Origin of the sequence: Enterobacter cancerogenus, from assembly GCF_019047785.1 — a bacterium.
GTDB classification, from domain to species: Bacteria; Pseudomonadota; Gammaproteobacteria; order Enterobacterales; family Enterobacteriaceae; genus Enterobacter; species Enterobacter cancerogenus.
The window spans coordinates 3,901,719-3,917,065 of record NZ_CP077290.1; the positions used below are offsets into that span (position 1 = coordinate 3,901,719).

Below are 15,347 nucleotides of genomic sequence, written 5' to 3' on the forward strand. Positions count from 1 at the left end.
ATTCAATCAGCGCGCCGATAACGGTGGCCGCCAGCAGCATGGAAACAATGATGCTGAAAATGAAGGGCTTCATCATTTCACCCCTGCTGGTTTGATGGCCTGCAGTGCATCAACCTCTTTAACGAATCGGTCATGCATCGCGTCCCATTTCTCACACCATTTCTCCATTTCTCCATTTCTCGCTTGCGCGCCAGGATGCGACGCAGACGGCGAACACAACGCTGGTGGGCGGCCAGATACTCAGCCTTTGTTTCCCCGTCTCGCCATACCTCCCTGTCATCGCGATCAATACGCACCCGCGGGTGACGCTGCGGAAAACCTGAACGCTCAAAAGCCTCGGTGGTCATGAAGAAAGCCAGATAGCGGATCGCTGTATCTTGCGTGAAGCATTTTTTGATACGACCGTGACGTACTGCCACGAACAGTGGGCCAACTGGCGTATCGTGTTTCTGTAATGCCAGGTCAATCATGCTTACGGTGCGTTTATCGTTCATTTCCGGTCCTTAACTTTGCTGTATCGTTCGTGACTCATTACTTCCCAGTTCTTTCCGCCATCGCGGGAGAGTAGCCTCCAGCGGTGATTGACCTTGAGGCTCAAATTACCGGAGCCGTGCATACGGCAGGGGTGGATGCGCCTTGCCCTGAACTGGCTTAAAACGTGAGCCGCCTTGAGGTGAACCCACTCAGGAATTCGTATCGCTGTCAGTGCCACCAGCTACCTCCTCAAATCTCAGCTCAATTTCGCGCGCCATTTCGATAAACGTGGCCAGTGAGCAAATGTGCTCGTCGTCGGACAGCCGGCGGTCACATATCACCCTCCCGTGCTCGATGTGCAGGACTACCCGCCCGGTAAAATCAGGGAGGACATGCAGATCCACGTTCAACACGGGGCGGGGGATCAGCACACCCTGATAGAGCATTGTTTGTTGGTTAGCCATTGCCGATCTCCGCATTAACTGGTTTCTGCTTTTTGACGAACTCCACCAGCTCAGAAATGAGCTCGTCGATTAATTCCTTCCCGCTATCCGTAAGGAATTCACCGCTGCCATTAACATCAACAGCGCTGCTGTAAATTCCCTTAATAGCTTTTACGCCTTCGACATTCCCGTACTCACTGATCGCAAGCCTTTCGAATTTTCGTAATAATCCATCGAGAAGAATCTCTGTTAACTCGACCGTGTTAATGCCGCCTTTATTGAGTTTAATAACAAGGCAGTTACTGCCTGTTTTACGCAGGTGGCGTAATAACGCTGCCTTTAAAATTCTGCGTCGGTAGGTGTTGATTAAATTATCCATCATTGTTTTCGTTCGCCCCAAACCATGCGTTAATATCGGATGAGTGATTCCAGGCCATTTCAATCAATGCGAAGCGCTGGGCATCTTCCATTTTTAAGAAATTCTCAGAAATTGTTTGAAGCAAGTAATACAACTGCTCGGCATGCACACTCATTTCCTGCGCTGTCCAGTTACGAGCATTTACCGTCGTTGGAGTTCGTTTACTCATAATCTATACTCCATAGGCTTTTCGCATAAATAAGTTTGCAATGTGATAATAATCATTGCCGTAATTAGTAATCATTAAAATTGCTGTTCTGAAGGCGTGTCTACCTTTAATAAATGTCATGGCTGCTTTCTCCTGTTTAGGTTTTTATTTGTCATGTAAGTCATGGTGCACAGTTCATTAATGAGTGATGTAAAACGCCCCGCAATGCGTACGTCGATGCGTGTTATTGCTGGCATGAGTAATTCTATAAATTCAGCGCGCAATTCCTGAGCGTACTTATTTGCAGCTTCTGCGGTTTTTGCTGTGTCATCAATATAGAGATCGGCTGGATTGCGATATGTGCGATTAACTTCTGGCAACTGAATAACTTTATTGTTTTTCATAAAATATTTCTCAAGGTGAGTTTGTTAGCACCAATAAAGGCGTTTATTGATAAATTAATTTCAAAGTTTATTTGTATCGAAATCTGCAATTCTGTCGTTAACTTCTTCCAGTGTTTTAACGACCAGAGTTATAAGAGCATGCTCACGTTCTTCTTCCTGGCTGACCATCATTTCAAGTAATAGCCATAAAGAAGCAGAGCAACAGCGTAAATCGTGTGACCAGCTCATGAGCATATCGCTTGTTTCAAGGCGGTCTAAATGAACTGTTTTCTGGATTTCCATGCTGCCTCCTACATTAAGTGATTTAAGTAATTAAGAATGTCGTTTAATTACTTAAGTTTTAGTAAGGATGGATCGTTACACGGAAAAGGTCAACCACTAAAGTGATTTTATTTTTAATGGGTAAAGTAATTTATTGTTTGATAAGCAAAAAAAAAGACCGCCTAAGCGGTCTAATTCGATAAATTGGAGGGGTTAGGCAAAGCGTTTGATCGCGGCAGATTGCTTAACTAATACCTTCGCTAAAACGCGGAACTGATCTTCATCAGTGGCATCAATTTGCCAAGAGCTATACAGCTTGTTATCTGATAGGACAACCAAGCTGTTCTTCTGCATCTGTAGTCGTTTTATATGGATGGTTTTACCGAAAACAAACACGTAGATTCCGTCCCCTTCGAAGTAATTAACCGTTGTGTCAACAAAGATAAAGTCACCAGGATCAATGGTTCCCTCCATGCTGTCGCCCCTGACTGTAATCACTTTTATTGCGGAAGCTGGTCGGTTACCAAACATGCTTCTGGCATGCTCCTCTGTGAACTCAATGGCGCGTATGGTTTCGATAAACTCAGAAGTCAAAAATGTGCCGGGGCCTGCACTCGCCTGTATATCCAGCAAGTCAACCCTGTAAGCGCCGGTGCTAACAGGCGCCACTACCTTCATGGGCAACAGCTCAGAAGATTGATCGGTTACTGGCATTTCACCTGAAGCAAGCCATTCAGGTCGAACATTCAGAGCTTTTGCTAGCTCTACTGTTCTGCGCGAGCCAGAGGCATTGCCTGACGTTAACTTCCAAATACTTGATTGCGACATCCCAACCAATTTAGCCAGGGATGCTTGAGTCATTCCCGCCGCTCTCATGGCTTCCGTAAGCCTATCTGCAAAAGTGTTGTTAGACATAGTGATTACTCCAAAAGTTGTTAAAAATTTAGACCAAATGAAGAATCAAGTCAAAAAGTAATTGGCATCCTTGCAAGTAACCCTCTCAATCGCTAAAGTTATATTTAATTACTAAGGGGGTTTTATGATTTCAGAGCCTATCGATATAGCGATCAGATGTGCCGGAAGCCAGGGGGCGCTTGCAAAGCAGTGTGGTGTATCGCAAGCAACGGTCTGGAAATGGCGTCATGGGAAAAAAGTTAAGGCCGAGCATGTATTGAAAATTGTGGCTGCGGCCAGTGGCCAAATAGCTGCATATCAAATCAGACCTGACTTGCCGGAGCTATTCCCAAAGCCAGAGAAAGAGCAGTGATATGGCACTTGATTATCAACCGGTTGATTTGCCCGGGGCTTTTAGCCAGGCCGATGCCGATTGGCTCAAGCAGCAGTTACTGAGCCTGACGCCAGCAGCACGACTAAAAGCCATTCAGCGTTATGCAGCTGTGTATCAGGAATCGTTCGAAGCCGAGCCCGTTTCCTACCGCAAGGAGAACCGGGCAAGGCATGAAGCTAACGTAAGGCTTCGCCGGTTCGTTGAAACACACGGGCGGGCAATTCAGGGGTACACGGCTCAACCGCTCCTGGCAGGAACGCAACACCGCTCCTGATTGATACCGGGCTTAAAGGTGCCTGGTTGCAGTCTGACTTAAAGGTGTCAGCTGCTGGTGGGGTGGTAGCTCCCGATTGCCTTTTACTGTCTCGTTGTACTCTTTTGCTAGTACATGAATAAGGGAGAGGTAAGAGGGGGGTAAGGGGGGAGATCGGAGAGGGATGGGAATAGGCCTTTTCCAGAAGGCAGCTCCATTGGTTAGGTAGGTGCAGATCTCAGAGACAGAGCCCAAAAACGCCACCGTACTAGCAATGTAGTACATGGTTGGTCGGGTATGAAATCGGGAAAGGTTTTTCCTGGAAGAGTGAAATGTAGGGGGGTTGATAATGATGAACATCACACCGAATTTTGCACAGGAACGCGCACTCCATATGCTGCGCCGTGACTGGAAGGCATACGAATCTTTCATGATGTATATGCCGACCGGCAGCGGCAAAACTGGTCTGGCTGCTTTCGTTGCTGCTGGTCTGGTAAGTCGTGGTATGCGCGTTCTGTTTGTCGCCCCTTACACCATCCTGATTAACCAGACGGCTCAGCGCTTCGCTCAGTATGGCCTTCCGGAGGACCAGATCAGCTTTATCTGGCGTGACCATCCGAACTATGACCCAAGCCTGCAGATTCAGATCGCCAGCGCTGACACGCTGATCCGCCGAGAATTTCCTCAGGATATCGATCTGTTGATTGTGGATGAAGCTCACTTGCGCAAACGTCGCATTCTGAAAGAGATTGAACGGATCACCACAGAAACCAAAGCGAAGGTTATTGGCCTTTCCGGAACCCCGTTTTCACCCTTCTTGGGGAATTACTACCAGCGTCTGATTAAGCCGACCACCATCGGAGAACTTATTCAGCGCGGTGATCTGAGTAATTACGAATTTTTCGCGCCAACTAAACCGGATCTGAAAGGCGTTAAGACAAAAGCCTCGATGGAGTATGGCAGCGACTACGACGAAGCGCAGCTGGCAGAGATTATGTGCGGCTCTGATCTGGTGGGAGATATTGTCGATAACTGGCTGCGTAATGGCCGTGACCTGCCGACGGTGGCGTTCTGCGTCAATAAAGCGCATGCCAATTACGTCACCATGCAATTCAACAAAGCCGGTGTTAATGCCGAAGTCATGGTGGCTGAAACGCCACACGAAGAACGCCAGCTGATGATCCACCGTTTCGAGACGGGCGCTACAAAAATCATCGTCAGCGTCGGCGTACTGGTGGCGGGTTTCGACAGTGACGTTCGTTGCATCATTTACGCCCGACCGACAAAAAGCGAAATTCGCTGGCTTCAGGCACTGGGACGTGGTCTGCGAACTGCCCCGGGGAAAGATGCCTGCCTTATCTTCGATCACAGCGGCACCGTCCATCGCCTGGGATTTCCTGACGCCATCGAGTACAACGATCTGCCCTCCACAAACGACGGGATGAAAGAAGTTGCAGCTCGCGTAGCCGAAGAACGGGAGGAAAAACTCCCGAAGGAATGCCCGGAATGTCATTTCATGAAGCCAGCAGGTGTCTACGTCTGCCCGAAATGCGGATTTAAACCGCTGGTCGGCGAGGATGTGGAAACTGACACGCAACGCAATATCAAAAAGCTCAGCAAGGGCGAAAAGGTTTACACCAAATCGGACAAACAGTCCTGGTGGAGCCAGATCAAATTCTATCAGCGCCAGCGCACTTCGATGGGGAAACCCATCAGCGACGGCTGGTGTGCGCATACATTCCGCGAAAAATTCAACGAATGGCCCAACGGGCTGAGCGATTTTCCGATGGAGATTACCCCGGAGGTAAACAACTACATCAGGCACAAACTCATCAAATTTGCGAAGGGACGGGAGAAGGCCGACAGCCTGGCGGGTGAGCCTGCCAGCAGTGCGGACACCACAAGCCGGATCATTTCCGCAAAGAATAAGGTTGCTAACATTCGTAGTATGTTGGGGAGAAGAACAGCGTGAAGACAGCGGAAGCGGCGAAAGGTCGCTGGACAGAAATTCTTGAACATTACGGCCTGCCGCCAATAACCGGGAAAAATCACTATAAGGGTGAATGTCCGGTATGTGGCGCACGCAGCAAGTTTCGTATTGACGACCGTGGTGGTGCCGGAACGTGGATCTGCGTGTGCGGCAGCGGTGACGGCATGAAACTGCTTTCCCTCACGCAGACCGGGAAGACTTTCTCGGCACTTTGCGCCGAGGTGGATCAGCTCATTGGCAATGACTACCGACGGGAGAAAATCTCGGCCAACAGCTCTGCGGCGAAGCTACGCCAGCGTGCCATCAGTAAATTCGCGAAGCTGCTACCCTTGCGGGGTACCAACGGGGAAGGTTATTTGCGCCAGCGCGGGATCAACAAACTACCCTCTGAGGCGATCCGGTTCTGCGAAAAGCAGCGCCATGCAGGCAGGATTTATCATGCTCTCTATGCTCTTGCCACCGATGATAAAGGTGAGCTGTGCTATCTCCACCGGACCTTGCTCGAAGGGGATCGCAAAGCGCCGCTGGGCGAAAGCGCCAAACGGCAAAAATCCCTGCAGGAAGACAACTACCTCGAACACGCCCGCTCGGTAGCCATCCGTATGTTCCCAGTATCTTCAACGCTGGGGATCGCAGAGGGTATCGAAACGGCGCTCTCCTGCTATCAGATTTATGGCGTGAATACCTGGGCGGTTATGAACAGCAATTTCATGAAAAAATTCCGGGTGCCGGCAGGGGTAAAACATCTGATCGTTTTCGCTGACATGGACAAGCATTCTGCCACCGGTCAGGCGGCGGCGTTTGAGTGCGCCCATGCCAATCTGCTGGCGAAAAATGACCTTGTGAAAGTCAGCGTACGCTGGCCGGACAACAGTGACTTTAACGATATGCTCATGAATGGCGATGAGGTTCGTGAGTTGGTCTTCTACAAGAAACAAAAAGAGGCGGCATAATGCGGGACATCCAACAGGTATTAGAGCGCTGGGGAGCATGGGCCGCTAACAATCATGAAGATGTTACATGGGCTTCTATTGCTGCTGGGTTTAAAGGGCTCGTCCCGGCACGGGTAAAATCACGGCCACAATGCTGTGACGATGACGCAATGATTTTATGCGGATGTATAGCAAGACTAAACAAAAACAATAAGGATTTGCATGATCTGCTGGTGGATTATTATGTGATGGGCATGACGTTTATGGCGCTGGCCCGCAAGCATGGCTGCTCTGACGGTCATATTGGTAAAAAACTTCAGAAAGCTGAGGGTGTGATTGAGGGCATGTTGATGATGCTTGATATCCGGCTGGAAATGGATCGCAATGTTGAAAAAAGTTCGTTTGTGATTAAGTAATTTGATTCATCTTGCTGTCTCACTGTTTAATATTTTAACAGAGGGATATACAGAGGACGTTATGTTTAAAATCACAGCGACTATCATCAAAGCAGGAGGCACACCAGCTGAGTGGATTCGCTTTTCTAAACACAAAATGACTCGCGAACAATGCGAAAAAATGTTCTTCAGGGACAAAGAGGCTGGTAAATCCTATGGAGCTAAGGTCACGATCGAAAATTTTCGCTGTGAGAAGGCAAAATAGGTTTACGTACGTAAAATACGTAATATCCTGTTAAGAGTGGTCACTTCGACACACAGCTTAACCATCGAAACCCTGCCTCGGCGGGGTTTTTGATTTCTCTGGTAAACTCGGCTAGCATCAGCATATTTGAAAAAGGAGATCCTATGAAGAAAGCCGTGATTGCCGCCTCAGTCATACTGGTTGCTGGTTGTACAAGTTCACAGAAGCAAGAAAAGCCTATCGGTATGGCAAATCCAGCGTCCGTTCACTGCATTAAACAGGGCGGGAAACTGGATATCGTTAAAGAATCTCGCGGTGAAGTGGGTTATTGCACATTACCATCAGGCGAGCGTATCGAAGAATGGGCTTTATTTCGTCGTGACAACATGAAATAATCGTGCTACAGGTTGCGATGATGGATCACTCCCGGAGTGACAGAGAAACGCTACAGTTTTGAATGGGCGCTGATTTTTGCAAAAATACTGACCTTTGGGTTCAGCGCTCATCCAAAAGCACCATGTCTAAATCCGGTTAACCTCGGGAGGTTTGTTGGATGAGGTGCCTCTCTAGCATTTGGCCTCGCTTCGGCGAGGTTTTTCTTTTTCTCGACTGCATATCGATTGATAGATGTTAGTTAGAATAATTCGCATTGTTGGATGTGGGATAGATAGTGACATGAGCATTTTGCCAAATGATTAGTTGTCACTTTTGTAACAACAAATCTCTATACGACAAGCATCTGGACAGCTTGAAAATATTTTGTTGTTTTTAGGGCACCTCAGATTGGATATCAGTATTGACCACAAAGAGGGCTTGAAGGGGATTATATGATATATTGTATATTTATTATGTTCTGAAGCCCTGCTAATACCTTCACTTATAGTTGTTATCTCATCTCCAGGTAGAAATTGTATTTTCCCGCTATGCCAGAGTATCAAATTCATCTTGTTAGTTGAGGTAATCCACGAGAATACAGTACCTGTCGATGGGTCAATCAAACTATCAATTACTATCCACATAACTTCATCCTTAGTTATCTTAAGAGTTTCCTTGGTTTCATTAAAGTATAGCCCTTAACTTATTGAAAAAGATCGAGATTATTTGTGAGGGTCGACTTGTGATGCGAGATGCTGGCGCTGTGATTTTGAAACTCTAAAATCCGCTGAAGTCCAATCATCGCTGATGGCATGCTGGTGGTTGGGGTAATTACCCTGCTCAGGCCCTTGATTAAATTCAGTAAATAACGCTGTGCAAAAGGTTATTGCTGATGGCCTTTGACAGAGTGAAAGTTTACATAGAGTGCTATATTTAAACTGGTATTCGATAATGCTCTCGATACATCAAAACACGGGGCGGGGACGCGCCTAACACGCAGAGACAACTGCATGACCCCTGACCAGCAAATCTTTGCTGGTCTTTTTTTCGGCATTAGCTCAACGGGAGAGAGCACGGAGCTTCTACCTCTGTGGTTAGGGAGTTGAATCCTCGATGGCGAACCAATAAAGCTTCTCTCTCACATATTGACGACTTAAAGGATTCCTGGGTAAGTTATTACTGTGGTGAATCCATTCTTAGTGGTGGGACGTCTGGTTAACTACTACGTGCAGTTATGCGCGTGGCTTTGATAACAGAGATGAGTCACCGGGAGGCACGCGGCACCACAATCTTTTCATATTTTTGTCCCATCGGAAGGGTATAGAGTGTACAAGTTTAATTCATCCTTACTTGCGATTTTTCTGCTGACAGGTTGTAGTTCTGATTTGGTTTTACATGCACCTAAACAACCTGTTTACAAACCAATGCCGGAAATTACCCAGTCTGTGACGCCTACGCAACAGCGCGCGATCATGGCTGGCGAGAGACCTGATTGGTCGGAAAGAACACCAGTAAGCACTACAAAGCGATATTAATAAACGCTTATCTAATAAGGCTGCCAATCGGCGGCCTTTTTTATTCCCTCTTAATTTTGCTAATAGTAGGCCAAGCAAAATGAAAAAGCGAAATGTTCGCAGAACCAATATCTGCACTATGTCCATGTTAAAAGGAACTTAAGTTATGCAAAACACGTTAGCAAAAGCCGTTTTTATCGCCAGTGCTGCTCTGTCATTTCCTTCACATGCAACCATTACGCCGGGAGGGCTCTCACAATCTACCTGGTCGATTACGAATGCTCCAGCAAATGGGGTAAGTGAGATTTCGTTTCCGATTAGAGTAAACGAGGCTCCGGTTTCTAAAGGATATTATTTCGCTCAGCAATTTCGTATTGTCGGAGCAAACCTTGGTTATATCGGTATTCAGCCTCTTGCTACTTCTGAGAAGCATGCTCAGCTGATTTTTTCCGTGTTTGGTAGTGGAGCTAAGCCGATCAGCTCGAATTGTAGCGGCGGCGCTGATGGAGGTTCAGGTGTTTCATGCAGTACAGTCTTCACAAACTTTGTTCGTGGGACCCTTTATTATTTTAACGTTAAGCAAGATGCAAATGATAAATCCTTATGGCACGGCTCAATGAGTGACGGCACTAACGAAATCCCTATTGGCTCATGGCAGATCACTGGCAGTACCAAAGGTATTAATAAAACAGAACTTGGCTTTATTGAATATTTCAAATCTCTGCCATCTTGTGAGAAGTTACCAAAAATTTCTGTTCAATATCATCAGCCTCGTATTGCTGGCTACAAGACCATCATTACAGGGCCATCCGAATATGGGAAATGTAAGGGCGCAGCGAACTTTGCCGGTTTTAATACGGGCCGATGGATGGCTACACATGCGTTAGGTTTTTCAAATTAATTTGTAATATTCATGCCGTCTACGGGCGGCTTTTTATGAATTCCTGATTATACGTCCAATGCATTATAAGGGGGCTAAATGTCTGACCCGGTTTCCAGCACTGCACTAACTGGTGTTGCGCTGACTGGTGCCAGTGTCTACGGGTTGCTTACAGGTTCCGATTATGGTGTGGTATTTGGCGCATTCGCAGGGGCTGTATTCTATATAGCGACAGCATCAGATCTAAGTGTTTTGCGCCGGCTTGCCTACTTCGTGGTGTCGTATATCGTCGGCATTCTTGGTTCAGGTTTGCTGGGTTCAAAACTCACTTCCTTGACTGGGTACAGTGATAAGCCTCTGGATGCTATCGGTGCCGTTATAGCTTCTGCCTTAGCCGTTCAAATCCTGACATTCCTGAACAAGCAGGACTTAAGCTCACTGGTGGCGCTGATCACGCGTCGGGGAGGTTCAGGTGGTACTAAATGATCCAACTGCAACATTAAACGCTCTGCTATGCGCCGGGGTGGTGATTACCCTTATGTTTTATCGACGTGGTGATTCACGCCACCGTCCATGGGTTTCGCGTTTAGCCTGGCTAATTACGGTCACGTACAGCGCCGTGCCACTGGCCTATCTGTGCGGCATTTATCCTCATTCCTCATGGGCCACTATTGCGGTCAATATTATTTTCCTTTCCGTGCTGGTGGCCGTCAGAGGCAACGTTGCGCGCCTGGTTGATCATCTGAGGCACTAATGAACCAATCACTATTTCAAAAGGCGGCTGGCATTAGCGCCGGGCTCGCTTCGCGCTGGTTTCCACATATCGACACTGCTACGAAAGAATACGGCATAACCGCACCGCTAGATCAGGCCATGTTCATCGCGCAGATGGGCCATGAGTCCACACGCTTTACCCGGCTGGTGGAAAACCTGAACTATGCGGCGGAAAACCTGGTCCCCATATTTGGCAGGCACCGCATTACTCCCCAGCAGGCCGCCGCGCTCGGTAGAACGGCAACACAACCGGCCAACCAGAAAGCGATTGCCAATCTGGTATACGGCGGCGAGTGGGGCAAAGATAAACTGGGGAATCAGGTAGCGGGCGACGGCTGGAAATATCGCGGGCGCGGCCTGAAGCAAATCACCGGGCTGAGCAACTACCGCAGCTGCGGTCAGGCGCTGAAGCTGGATTTGGTAACACAGCCTGAATTGCTGGAGCAGGATGAATATGCTGCTCGCTCAGCTGCATGGTTCTACGTCTCGCACGGCTGCCTGCTTCATTCAGGCGACGTGGAGCGCGTGACGCTGCTCATAAACGGCGGCCGTAACGGGCTTGATAAACGCCGCGTGCTGTTTAACATGGCAAAATCCGTGCTGGCGTGAGGTAGCAATGAGTTTTATCGAATTAATTTTCTGGGCGATTGGCGCTGTAATGGCCGCCGCTGTTGGTGGTTTTGGGCTGGGCCATATCCACGGCAGCAGTAATGCTGATTCAAAAGCTAATCAGCAGCGCACTGAAGAGAATGCAGCGACAGCGGTCGCCGCGGCAGAACATAAAGCGGAAGTTACAAAAGAGGCCAGTAATGCACTGCAGACTGTTAATCACATGCCTGATGACGATGTTGATCGCGAGTTGCGCGAAAACTTCACCCGCCCCGGTGGTAGTTGATACAGGGTGTCTGTGGACCCGAATTATTTACCTGACTGATCACGATATCGACGTGCTGGATAAACAGACCAAACGTGACATCCTGGCGCATAACAAAGCGTGGCAGGCAAATTGCTTGGAGAATTAGAGCCTTATATCGTGCATTCATTGGCAGTCAGCAGGGATGGCCTACTAATTAACCAAATGTAACAATAACTTTAAGAACAAAAGTGGAAAAATTATTAAGATAGTTTCATCTAGGATGGATAGGTGAACTTCATGAAACATATACTTTGTGCGCTATTTGTTTTCGTATCATCATCTGCTTTCGCTGATGTTGAACAGCATCTTGCCGAGTTAGAGCAAAAAAGTAATGCGGTCCGAACAAAAATTATCAACGAAGTAAGTAGTGAGCAAATCAGGCAACAAAATAAACTTGCCATTCAAATGAAAATAGATAAATTGCGGGCAAAAATCGGCGGCGAATCAGATTTGCAAAAGAAAGTAGAAATGGAAGAGCAGCTCAAAAATTTACAGTCTCAAAAAAATAGTCTCTGAATTCTAGTCAAATCAGATTTCATAATCAAAATAAAATAGCATATCTATAGCCTCGCTCACGCGGGGCTTTTTTACAGACAATTCTCAACTTGTAAATGAAAATTAACATCATTTGTAAAAGGTACTCCTGACGATTCAGAACACCGAGGGGGCGACGACACGCGGAAAACGGCTAGTTTTTTGCATTTTATGGGCTTCATCATCATCCGTTTAACCTCTTGATATTTCAGTCCTGAGCATTTGCAGGATGTCGAAATGACTATTTTTTGTTCACCATCATGGATAACGAACTGAAAAATTTCCGGCTGAATATCACTCAGCTGGCAGCCATTACCGATCTGCACCGGCAGACGGTCGCAGGCAGGCTTGCAAATGTGCAACCCGCACCCGGCAGCAATCCAAAACTTAAGCTTTATGCCATTACCGATATTTTGCGGGAACTGCTGACAAGCACCACTCCGTCCGAGCTGGTGGACGTCGACAAAATGCTTCCCCCCGATCGTAAGGCCTGGTTCCAGTCGGAGCGTGAACGCCTCAAGTTTCAGCAGGAAACCGGGGAGCTGATCCCGGCATCCGAAGTCACCCGAGAGTTTTCCTCCATGGCGAAAGCGATGGTTCAGGTGCTGGAAACGTTACCCGATATTCTTGAGCGCGACTGCGCGATGACCCCTGCTGCCGTTGTCAGGGTGCAGCAGGTTATTGACGATCTGCGCGATCAGATCGCCCTCAAAGTTGAGCAGGCCGACTCACCGGAACAGGAGGATATGCCAGAAGAGGAGTAAGTCATGCAACAGGCCACGGCAGCGGAAGTCAGGCGTAACGCTTCCGCCATTCTAAAAGCTCCTCGCCGTATGCCTGTGGCTGAGGCAGTACAGAAATTTATGCGCGTCCCGATGGGAGCCGGTAACTCAGTCCCGTGGGATCCTGCCGTTGCCCCTTATGTGATTGAGCCGATGAACTGTCTGGCGATGCGTGAATACGATGCGGTGGTGTTTGTGGGTCCGGCGCGAACGGGTAAAACGATTGGCCTGGTTGATGGCTGGGTGGTCTACAACATCGTCTGCGATCCGTCGGATATGCTGGTCGTCCAAATGACGGAAGAGAAAGCCCGGGAACACTCAAAAAAGCGTCTGGCGCGAACCTTCCGCGTGAGTCCGGAGGTTGCTAAACGCCTGAGCCCGTTGCGGAACGACAACAACGTGCACGATCGGACGTTCCTGGCCGGTAACTATCTCAAGATTGGCTGGCCTTCCATCAACATCATGTCCTCGTCAGATTTTAAATGCGTGGCGCTGACGGATTATGACCGTTTCCCCGAGGATATTGACGGCGAGGGCGATGGTTTCACCCTGGCGTCCAAACGTACCACCACCTTTATGTCCGCCGGCATGACCCTGGTGGAGTGTTCGCCAGGCCGGGACATTCGCGACAGTAAATGGCGGCGCAAGTCTCCCCATGAAGCGCCCCCCACGACTGGCGCGCTTTCTCTGTACAACCGTGGGGATCGCCGCCGGTGGTACTGGCCGTGCCCGCACTGTGGTGAATATTTTCAGCCAGCGATGGAGGCGATGACCGGCTACCGCGATGAGCCTGATCCGGTGAAAGCCAGTGAGGCGGCCCATCTGCTTTGCCCGCATTGCAACGGTATTATCACGGCTGACAAAAAGCGCGAGCTGAACGGGGTGGGAGTCTGGTTGCGTGAAGGCCAGAGTATTGACCGTGACGGCAATATTTCCGGCGAGCCTCGCCGTTCGCGCATAGCATCGTTCTGGATGGAAGGACCCGCAGCCGCATACCAGACCTGGGCGCAGCTGGTGTACAAACTGCTGACAGCTGAGCAGGAGTACGAGGCGACAGGCAGCGAAGAAACCCTGAAGGCGGTAATCAACACCGACTGGGGGCTGCCGTACCTGCCGCGCTCGGCCAGCGAACAGCGACGCGCCGATGCGTTAATGTTGCGAGCAGAAGACTACGGTAAACGCCTGGTCCCGCCAAAAGTGCGTTTTCTGCTGGCGGCCGTCGACGTCCAGGGGGGAAAAAAGCGCCGTTTCGTCGTGCAGATTATTGGCTATGGCGAAAACGGCGAGCGCTGGCTGGTGGACCGCTACAACATCCGCCAGTCCCTGCGCTGCAATGAGCATGGCGAGGCGGAGCCTGTTCACCCCGGCGCGTATCCGGAGGACTGGCAGTTGCTGGTCTCCGATGTGCTGGAGAAGACCTATGCGCTGCAGGCTGATCCGACGCGCTGTATGCCGGTACTGGCGATGGCCGTCGACAGCGGCGGTGAAGAGGGTGTGACCGACAACGCCTATAAATTCTGGCGCCAGTGTCGCCGTGATGGCCTGGGTAAACGTGTTTACCTGGTTAAGGGGGACAGTACAAAACGCCAGAAAGTCATCACCAAAACCCACCCGAATAATACCGAACGCAGCGACCGTCGCGCCGACGCGCGCGGCGAGGTGCCGGTGTACCTGCTGCAGACCGACCTGCTCAAGGATCAGCTCAGCAACAACCTGGACCGTGAGACCCCCGGTGCGGGCTATATCCATTTTCCCGACTGGCTTGGGGAATGGTTCTACGAGGAGCTGACCTACGAAGAGCGCGGCGCAGACGGAAAATGGCGCAAGCCCGGCAAGGGTGCCAACGAAGCCTTTGACCTGTTCTGCTATGCCCATGCCGTGGCGGTCCTGCGCGGCTACGAAAAAATTCGAGACTGGGAAACTCCCCCTGCATGGGCGGGGCCGCAGGATCTCAATCCAAATATTTTTGAAGGGGAACGCCCCCGGGAGATATCCGTGAAAAAATCAAAACCTGTTCAGTCGCCTGTCCAGGCTGAACCTGAAAAGGACACAGCACTCTCCGGCAGCTGGCTCGGGTCTTCCGGTAGGGGAGGCTGGCTGTGAAGAAAGACGACATCTGGAAAACGCTGCTGATGGTGCGCCAGGCCTACCAGGATTCGCTGGACGGCAAGAGTATCTCCTTTACCGGCGTAAACGGTCGCGCCATTACCAACCACGATCCGAAAGCGCTGCGCGACGAGCTTGAATACTGGGAGCGGCGCTGGCGGACGGTTAACAGCCGCGGCGGATCATACAAACTCGCTAACTTTCTGTAAGGCATTC

23 protein-coding genes, 1 tRNA gene and 1 pseudogene are annotated in these 15,347 nt (G+C 49.5%); 17 read left to right on the top strand and 8 right to left on the bottom strand.

The window, feature by feature from the left end; genetic code table 11:
* Nucleotides 1–72: 72 nt before the first annotated feature.
* The 8 genes and pseudogenes from I6L58_RS18330 to I6L58_RS18360 form a co-directional block, all read right to left on the bottom strand.
* Nucleotides 73–494 (bottom strand): annotated as a pseudogene (locus tag I6L58_RS18330) (hypothetical protein).
* On the bottom strand, nt 491–712 hold the full coding sequence (locus tag I6L58_RS23130; protein ID WP_023332562.1) for a ParE family toxin-like protein: 222 nt from the start codon (nt 710–712) through the stop codon (nt 491–493). Before I6L58_RS23130 ends, I6L58_RS18330 begins: the two are co-directional and overlap by 4 nt.
* Nucleotides 684–938, bottom strand: a complete 255-nt coding sequence (locus tag I6L58_RS18335) for a hypothetical protein (protein ID WP_088209438.1) — start codon at nt 936–938, stop codon at nt 684–686. The genes I6L58_RS23130 and I6L58_RS18335 overlap by 29 nt, the downstream gene beginning before the upstream one ends.
* Nucleotides 931–1,296, bottom strand: coding sequence for a hypothetical protein (locus I6L58_RS18340; protein ID WP_088209437.1), 366 nt, complete (start codon nt 1,294–1,296; stop codon nt 931–933). The genes I6L58_RS18335 and I6L58_RS18340 overlap by 8 nt, the downstream gene beginning before the upstream one ends.
* Nucleotides 1,289–1,504 carry a hypothetical protein gene (locus I6L58_RS18345; RefSeq protein WP_088209436.1) on the bottom strand — a complete coding sequence of 72 codons (216 nt, stop codon included), beginning with the start codon at nt 1,502–1,504 and terminating at the stop codon, nt 1,289–1,291. Before I6L58_RS18345 ends, I6L58_RS18340 begins: the two co-directional genes overlap by 8 nt.
* Before the next feature lie 116 nt (nt 1,505–1,620).
* Nucleotides 1,621–1,887, bottom strand: coding sequence for a hypothetical protein (locus tag I6L58_RS18350; protein ID WP_176399452.1), 267 nt, complete (start codon nt 1,885–1,887; stop codon nt 1,621–1,623).
* A 60-nt stretch (nt 1,888–1,947) separates the two neighbouring features.
* Nucleotides 1,948–2,169: a hypothetical protein gene (locus I6L58_RS18355; protein ID WP_088209435.1), complete on the bottom strand. Its 222-nt coding sequence runs from the start codon at nt 2,167–2,169 to the stop codon at nt 1,948–1,950.
* Between the two features lie 192 nt (nt 2,170–2,361).
* Nucleotides 2,362–3,063 (bottom strand): XRE family transcriptional regulator, encoded by a 702-nt coding sequence (locus I6L58_RS18360; RefSeq protein ID WP_088209434.1) that lies wholly within the window; start codon nt 3,061–3,063, stop codon nt 2,362–2,364.
* Between the two features lie 124 nt (nt 3,064–3,187).
* Between I6L58_RS18360 and I6L58_RS18365 the strand changes: the two genes are divergently transcribed.
* The 17 genes from I6L58_RS18365 (at nt 3,188) to I6L58_RS18445 (ending at nt 15,340) form a co-directional block, all read left to right on the top strand.
* A complete protein-coding gene (locus I6L58_RS18365; protein ID WP_088209433.1) occupies nt 3,188–3,415 on the top strand; it encodes a transcriptional regulator in 228 nt (75 codons plus the stop codon).
* Nucleotide 3,416: 1 nt separating this feature from the next.
* Nucleotides 3,417–3,710, top strand: a complete 294-nt coding sequence (locus I6L58_RS18370) for a hypothetical protein (protein ID WP_088209432.1) — start codon at nt 3,417–3,419, stop codon at nt 3,708–3,710.
* A gap of 373 nt (nt 3,711–4,083) precedes the next feature.
* Entirely contained in the window at nt 4,084–5,661 is a 1,578-nt protein-coding gene (locus tag I6L58_RS18375; protein WP_254082166.1) for a DEAD/DEAH box helicase, read from the top strand.
* Complete coding sequence (locus I6L58_RS18380) at nt 5,658–6,632, top strand: DUF7146 domain-containing protein (protein ID WP_088209430.1); 975 nt, start codon at nt 5,658–5,660, stop codon at nt 6,630–6,632. The genes I6L58_RS18375 and I6L58_RS18380 overlap by 4 nt, the downstream gene beginning before the upstream one ends.
* Nucleotides 6,632–7,027, top strand: coding sequence for an antiterminator Q family protein (locus tag I6L58_RS18385; RefSeq protein WP_088209429.1), 396 nt, complete (start codon nt 6,632–6,634; stop codon nt 7,025–7,027). The genes I6L58_RS18380 and I6L58_RS18385 overlap by 1 nt, the downstream gene beginning before the upstream one ends.
* Nucleotides 7,028–7,088: 61 nt before the next feature.
* On the top strand, nt 7,089–7,271 hold the full coding sequence (locus I6L58_RS18390) for a DUF1187 family protein (protein WP_088209428.1): 183 nt from the start codon (nt 7,089–7,091) through the stop codon (nt 7,269–7,271).
* 143 nt (nt 7,272–7,414) lie between these two features.
* A complete protein-coding gene (locus I6L58_RS18395; RefSeq protein ID WP_088209427.1) occupies nt 7,415–7,645 on the top strand; it encodes a putative hemolysin in 231 nt (76 codons plus the stop codon).
* Between the two features lie 1,027 nt (nt 7,646–8,672).
* A tRNA-Arg gene (locus I6L58_RS18400) sits at nt 8,673–8,749 on the top strand.
* Nucleotides 8,750–9,305: 556 nt separating this feature from the next.
* Nucleotides 9,306–10,040, top strand: a complete 735-nt coding sequence (locus tag I6L58_RS18405; protein ID WP_140418830.1) for a hypothetical protein — start codon at nt 9,306–9,308, stop codon at nt 10,038–10,040.
* 78 nt (nt 10,041–10,118) lie between these two features.
* Entirely contained in the window at nt 10,119–10,505 is a 387-nt protein-coding gene (locus tag I6L58_RS18410; protein WP_088209426.1) for a phage holin family protein, read from the top strand.
* A complete protein-coding gene (locus tag I6L58_RS18415; RefSeq protein WP_088209425.1) occupies nt 10,492–10,773 on the top strand; it encodes a phage holin family protein in 282 nt (93 codons plus the stop codon). The genes I6L58_RS18410 and I6L58_RS18415 overlap by 14 nt, the downstream gene beginning before the upstream one ends.
* Nucleotides 10,773–11,402: a glycoside hydrolase family 19 protein gene (locus I6L58_RS18420; protein ID WP_088209424.1), complete on the top strand. Its 630-nt coding sequence runs from the start codon at nt 10,773–10,775 to the stop codon at nt 11,400–11,402. The genes I6L58_RS18415 and I6L58_RS18420 overlap by 1 nt, the downstream gene beginning before the upstream one ends.
* A gap of 7 nt (nt 11,403–11,409) precedes the next feature.
* The gene (locus I6L58_RS18425) at nt 11,410–11,688 is read left to right on the top strand and encodes a hypothetical protein (protein WP_088209423.1); all 279 of its coding nucleotides are present in this window, start codon (nt 11,410–11,412) and stop codon (nt 11,686–11,688) included.
* 258 nt (nt 11,689–11,946) lie between these two features.
* A complete protein-coding gene (locus I6L58_RS18430) occupies nt 11,947–12,225 on the top strand; it encodes a hypothetical protein (RefSeq protein ID WP_088209422.1) in 279 nt (92 codons plus the stop codon).
* A gap of 278 nt (nt 12,226–12,503) precedes the next feature.
* A complete protein-coding gene (locus I6L58_RS18435; protein WP_088209421.1) occupies nt 12,504–13,007 on the top strand; it encodes a DUF1441 family protein in 504 nt (167 codons plus the stop codon).
* Between the two features lie 3 nt (nt 13,008–13,010).
* Nucleotides 13,011–15,128 (top strand): phage terminase large subunit family protein, encoded by a 2,118-nt coding sequence (locus I6L58_RS18440; RefSeq protein WP_088209420.1) that lies wholly within the window; start codon nt 13,011–13,013, stop codon nt 15,126–15,128.
* Nucleotides 15,125–15,340, top strand: a complete 216-nt coding sequence (locus tag I6L58_RS18445) for a hypothetical protein (protein ID WP_088209419.1) — start codon at nt 15,125–15,127, stop codon at nt 15,338–15,340. The genes I6L58_RS18440 and I6L58_RS18445 overlap by 4 nt, the downstream gene beginning before the upstream one ends.
* Nucleotides 15,341–15,347 lie beyond the last annotated feature (7 nt).

Excerpts from the sequence above, each read along its gene's own strand:
- I6L58_RS18335 (WP_088209438.1), bottom strand. The coding sequence starts at position 938 with ATGGCTAACCAACAAACAATGCTCTATCAGGGTGTGCTGATCCCCCGC.
- I6L58_RS18340 (WP_088209437.1), bottom strand. The coding sequence starts at position 1,296 with ATGGATAATTTAATCAACACCTACCGACGCAGAATTTTAAAGGCAGCG.
- I6L58_RS18345 (WP_088209436.1), bottom strand. The coding sequence starts at position 1,504 with ATGAGTAAACGAACTCCAACGACGGTAAATGCTCGTAACTGGACAGCG.
- I6L58_RS18350 (WP_176399452.1), bottom strand. The coding sequence starts at position 1,887 with ATGAAAAACAATAAAGTTATTCAGTTGCCAGAAGTTAATCGCACATAT.
- I6L58_RS18355 (WP_088209435.1), bottom strand. The coding sequence starts at position 2,169 with ATGGAAATCCAGAAAACAGTTCATTTAGACCGCCTTGAAACAAGCGAT.
- I6L58_RS18360 (WP_088209434.1), bottom strand. The coding sequence starts at position 3,063 with ATGTCTAACAACACTTTTGCAGATAGGCTTACGGAAGCCATGAGAGCG.
- I6L58_RS18365 (WP_088209433.1), top strand. The coding sequence starts at position 3,188 with ATGATTTCAGAGCCTATCGATATAGCGATCAGATGTGCCGGAAGCCAG.
- I6L58_RS18370 (WP_088209432.1), top strand. The coding sequence starts at position 3,417 with ATGGCACTTGATTATCAACCGGTTGATTTGCCCGGGGCTTTTAGCCAG.
- I6L58_RS18375 (WP_254082166.1), top strand. The coding sequence starts at position 4,084 with ATGCTGCGCCGTGACTGGAAGGCATACGAATCTTTCATGATGTATATG.
- I6L58_RS18385 (WP_088209429.1), top strand. The coding sequence starts at position 6,632 with ATGCGGGACATCCAACAGGTATTAGAGCGCTGGGGAGCATGGGCCGCT.
- I6L58_RS18390 (WP_088209428.1), top strand. The coding sequence starts at position 7,089 with ATGTTTAAAATCACAGCGACTATCATCAAAGCAGGAGGCACACCAGCT.
- I6L58_RS18395 (WP_088209427.1), top strand. The coding sequence starts at position 7,415 with ATGAAGAAAGCCGTGATTGCCGCCTCAGTCATACTGGTTGCTGGTTGT.
- I6L58_RS18405 (WP_140418830.1), top strand. The coding sequence starts at position 9,306 with ATGCAAAACACGTTAGCAAAAGCCGTTTTTATCGCCAGTGCTGCTCTG.
- I6L58_RS18410 (WP_088209426.1), top strand. The coding sequence starts at position 10,119 with ATGTCTGACCCGGTTTCCAGCACTGCACTAACTGGTGTTGCGCTGACT.
- I6L58_RS18420 (WP_088209424.1), top strand. The coding sequence starts at position 10,773 with ATGAACCAATCACTATTTCAAAAGGCGGCTGGCATTAGCGCCGGGCTC.
- I6L58_RS18425 (WP_088209423.1), top strand. The coding sequence starts at position 11,410 with ATGAGTTTTATCGAATTAATTTTCTGGGCGATTGGCGCTGTAATGGCC.
- I6L58_RS18430 (WP_088209422.1), top strand. The coding sequence starts at position 11,947 with ATGAAACATATACTTTGTGCGCTATTTGTTTTCGTATCATCATCTGCT.
- I6L58_RS18435 (WP_088209421.1), top strand. The coding sequence starts at position 12,504 with ATGGATAACGAACTGAAAAATTTCCGGCTGAATATCACTCAGCTGGCA.
- I6L58_RS18440 (WP_088209420.1), top strand. The coding sequence starts at position 13,011 with ATGCAACAGGCCACGGCAGCGGAAGTCAGGCGTAACGCTTCCGCCATT.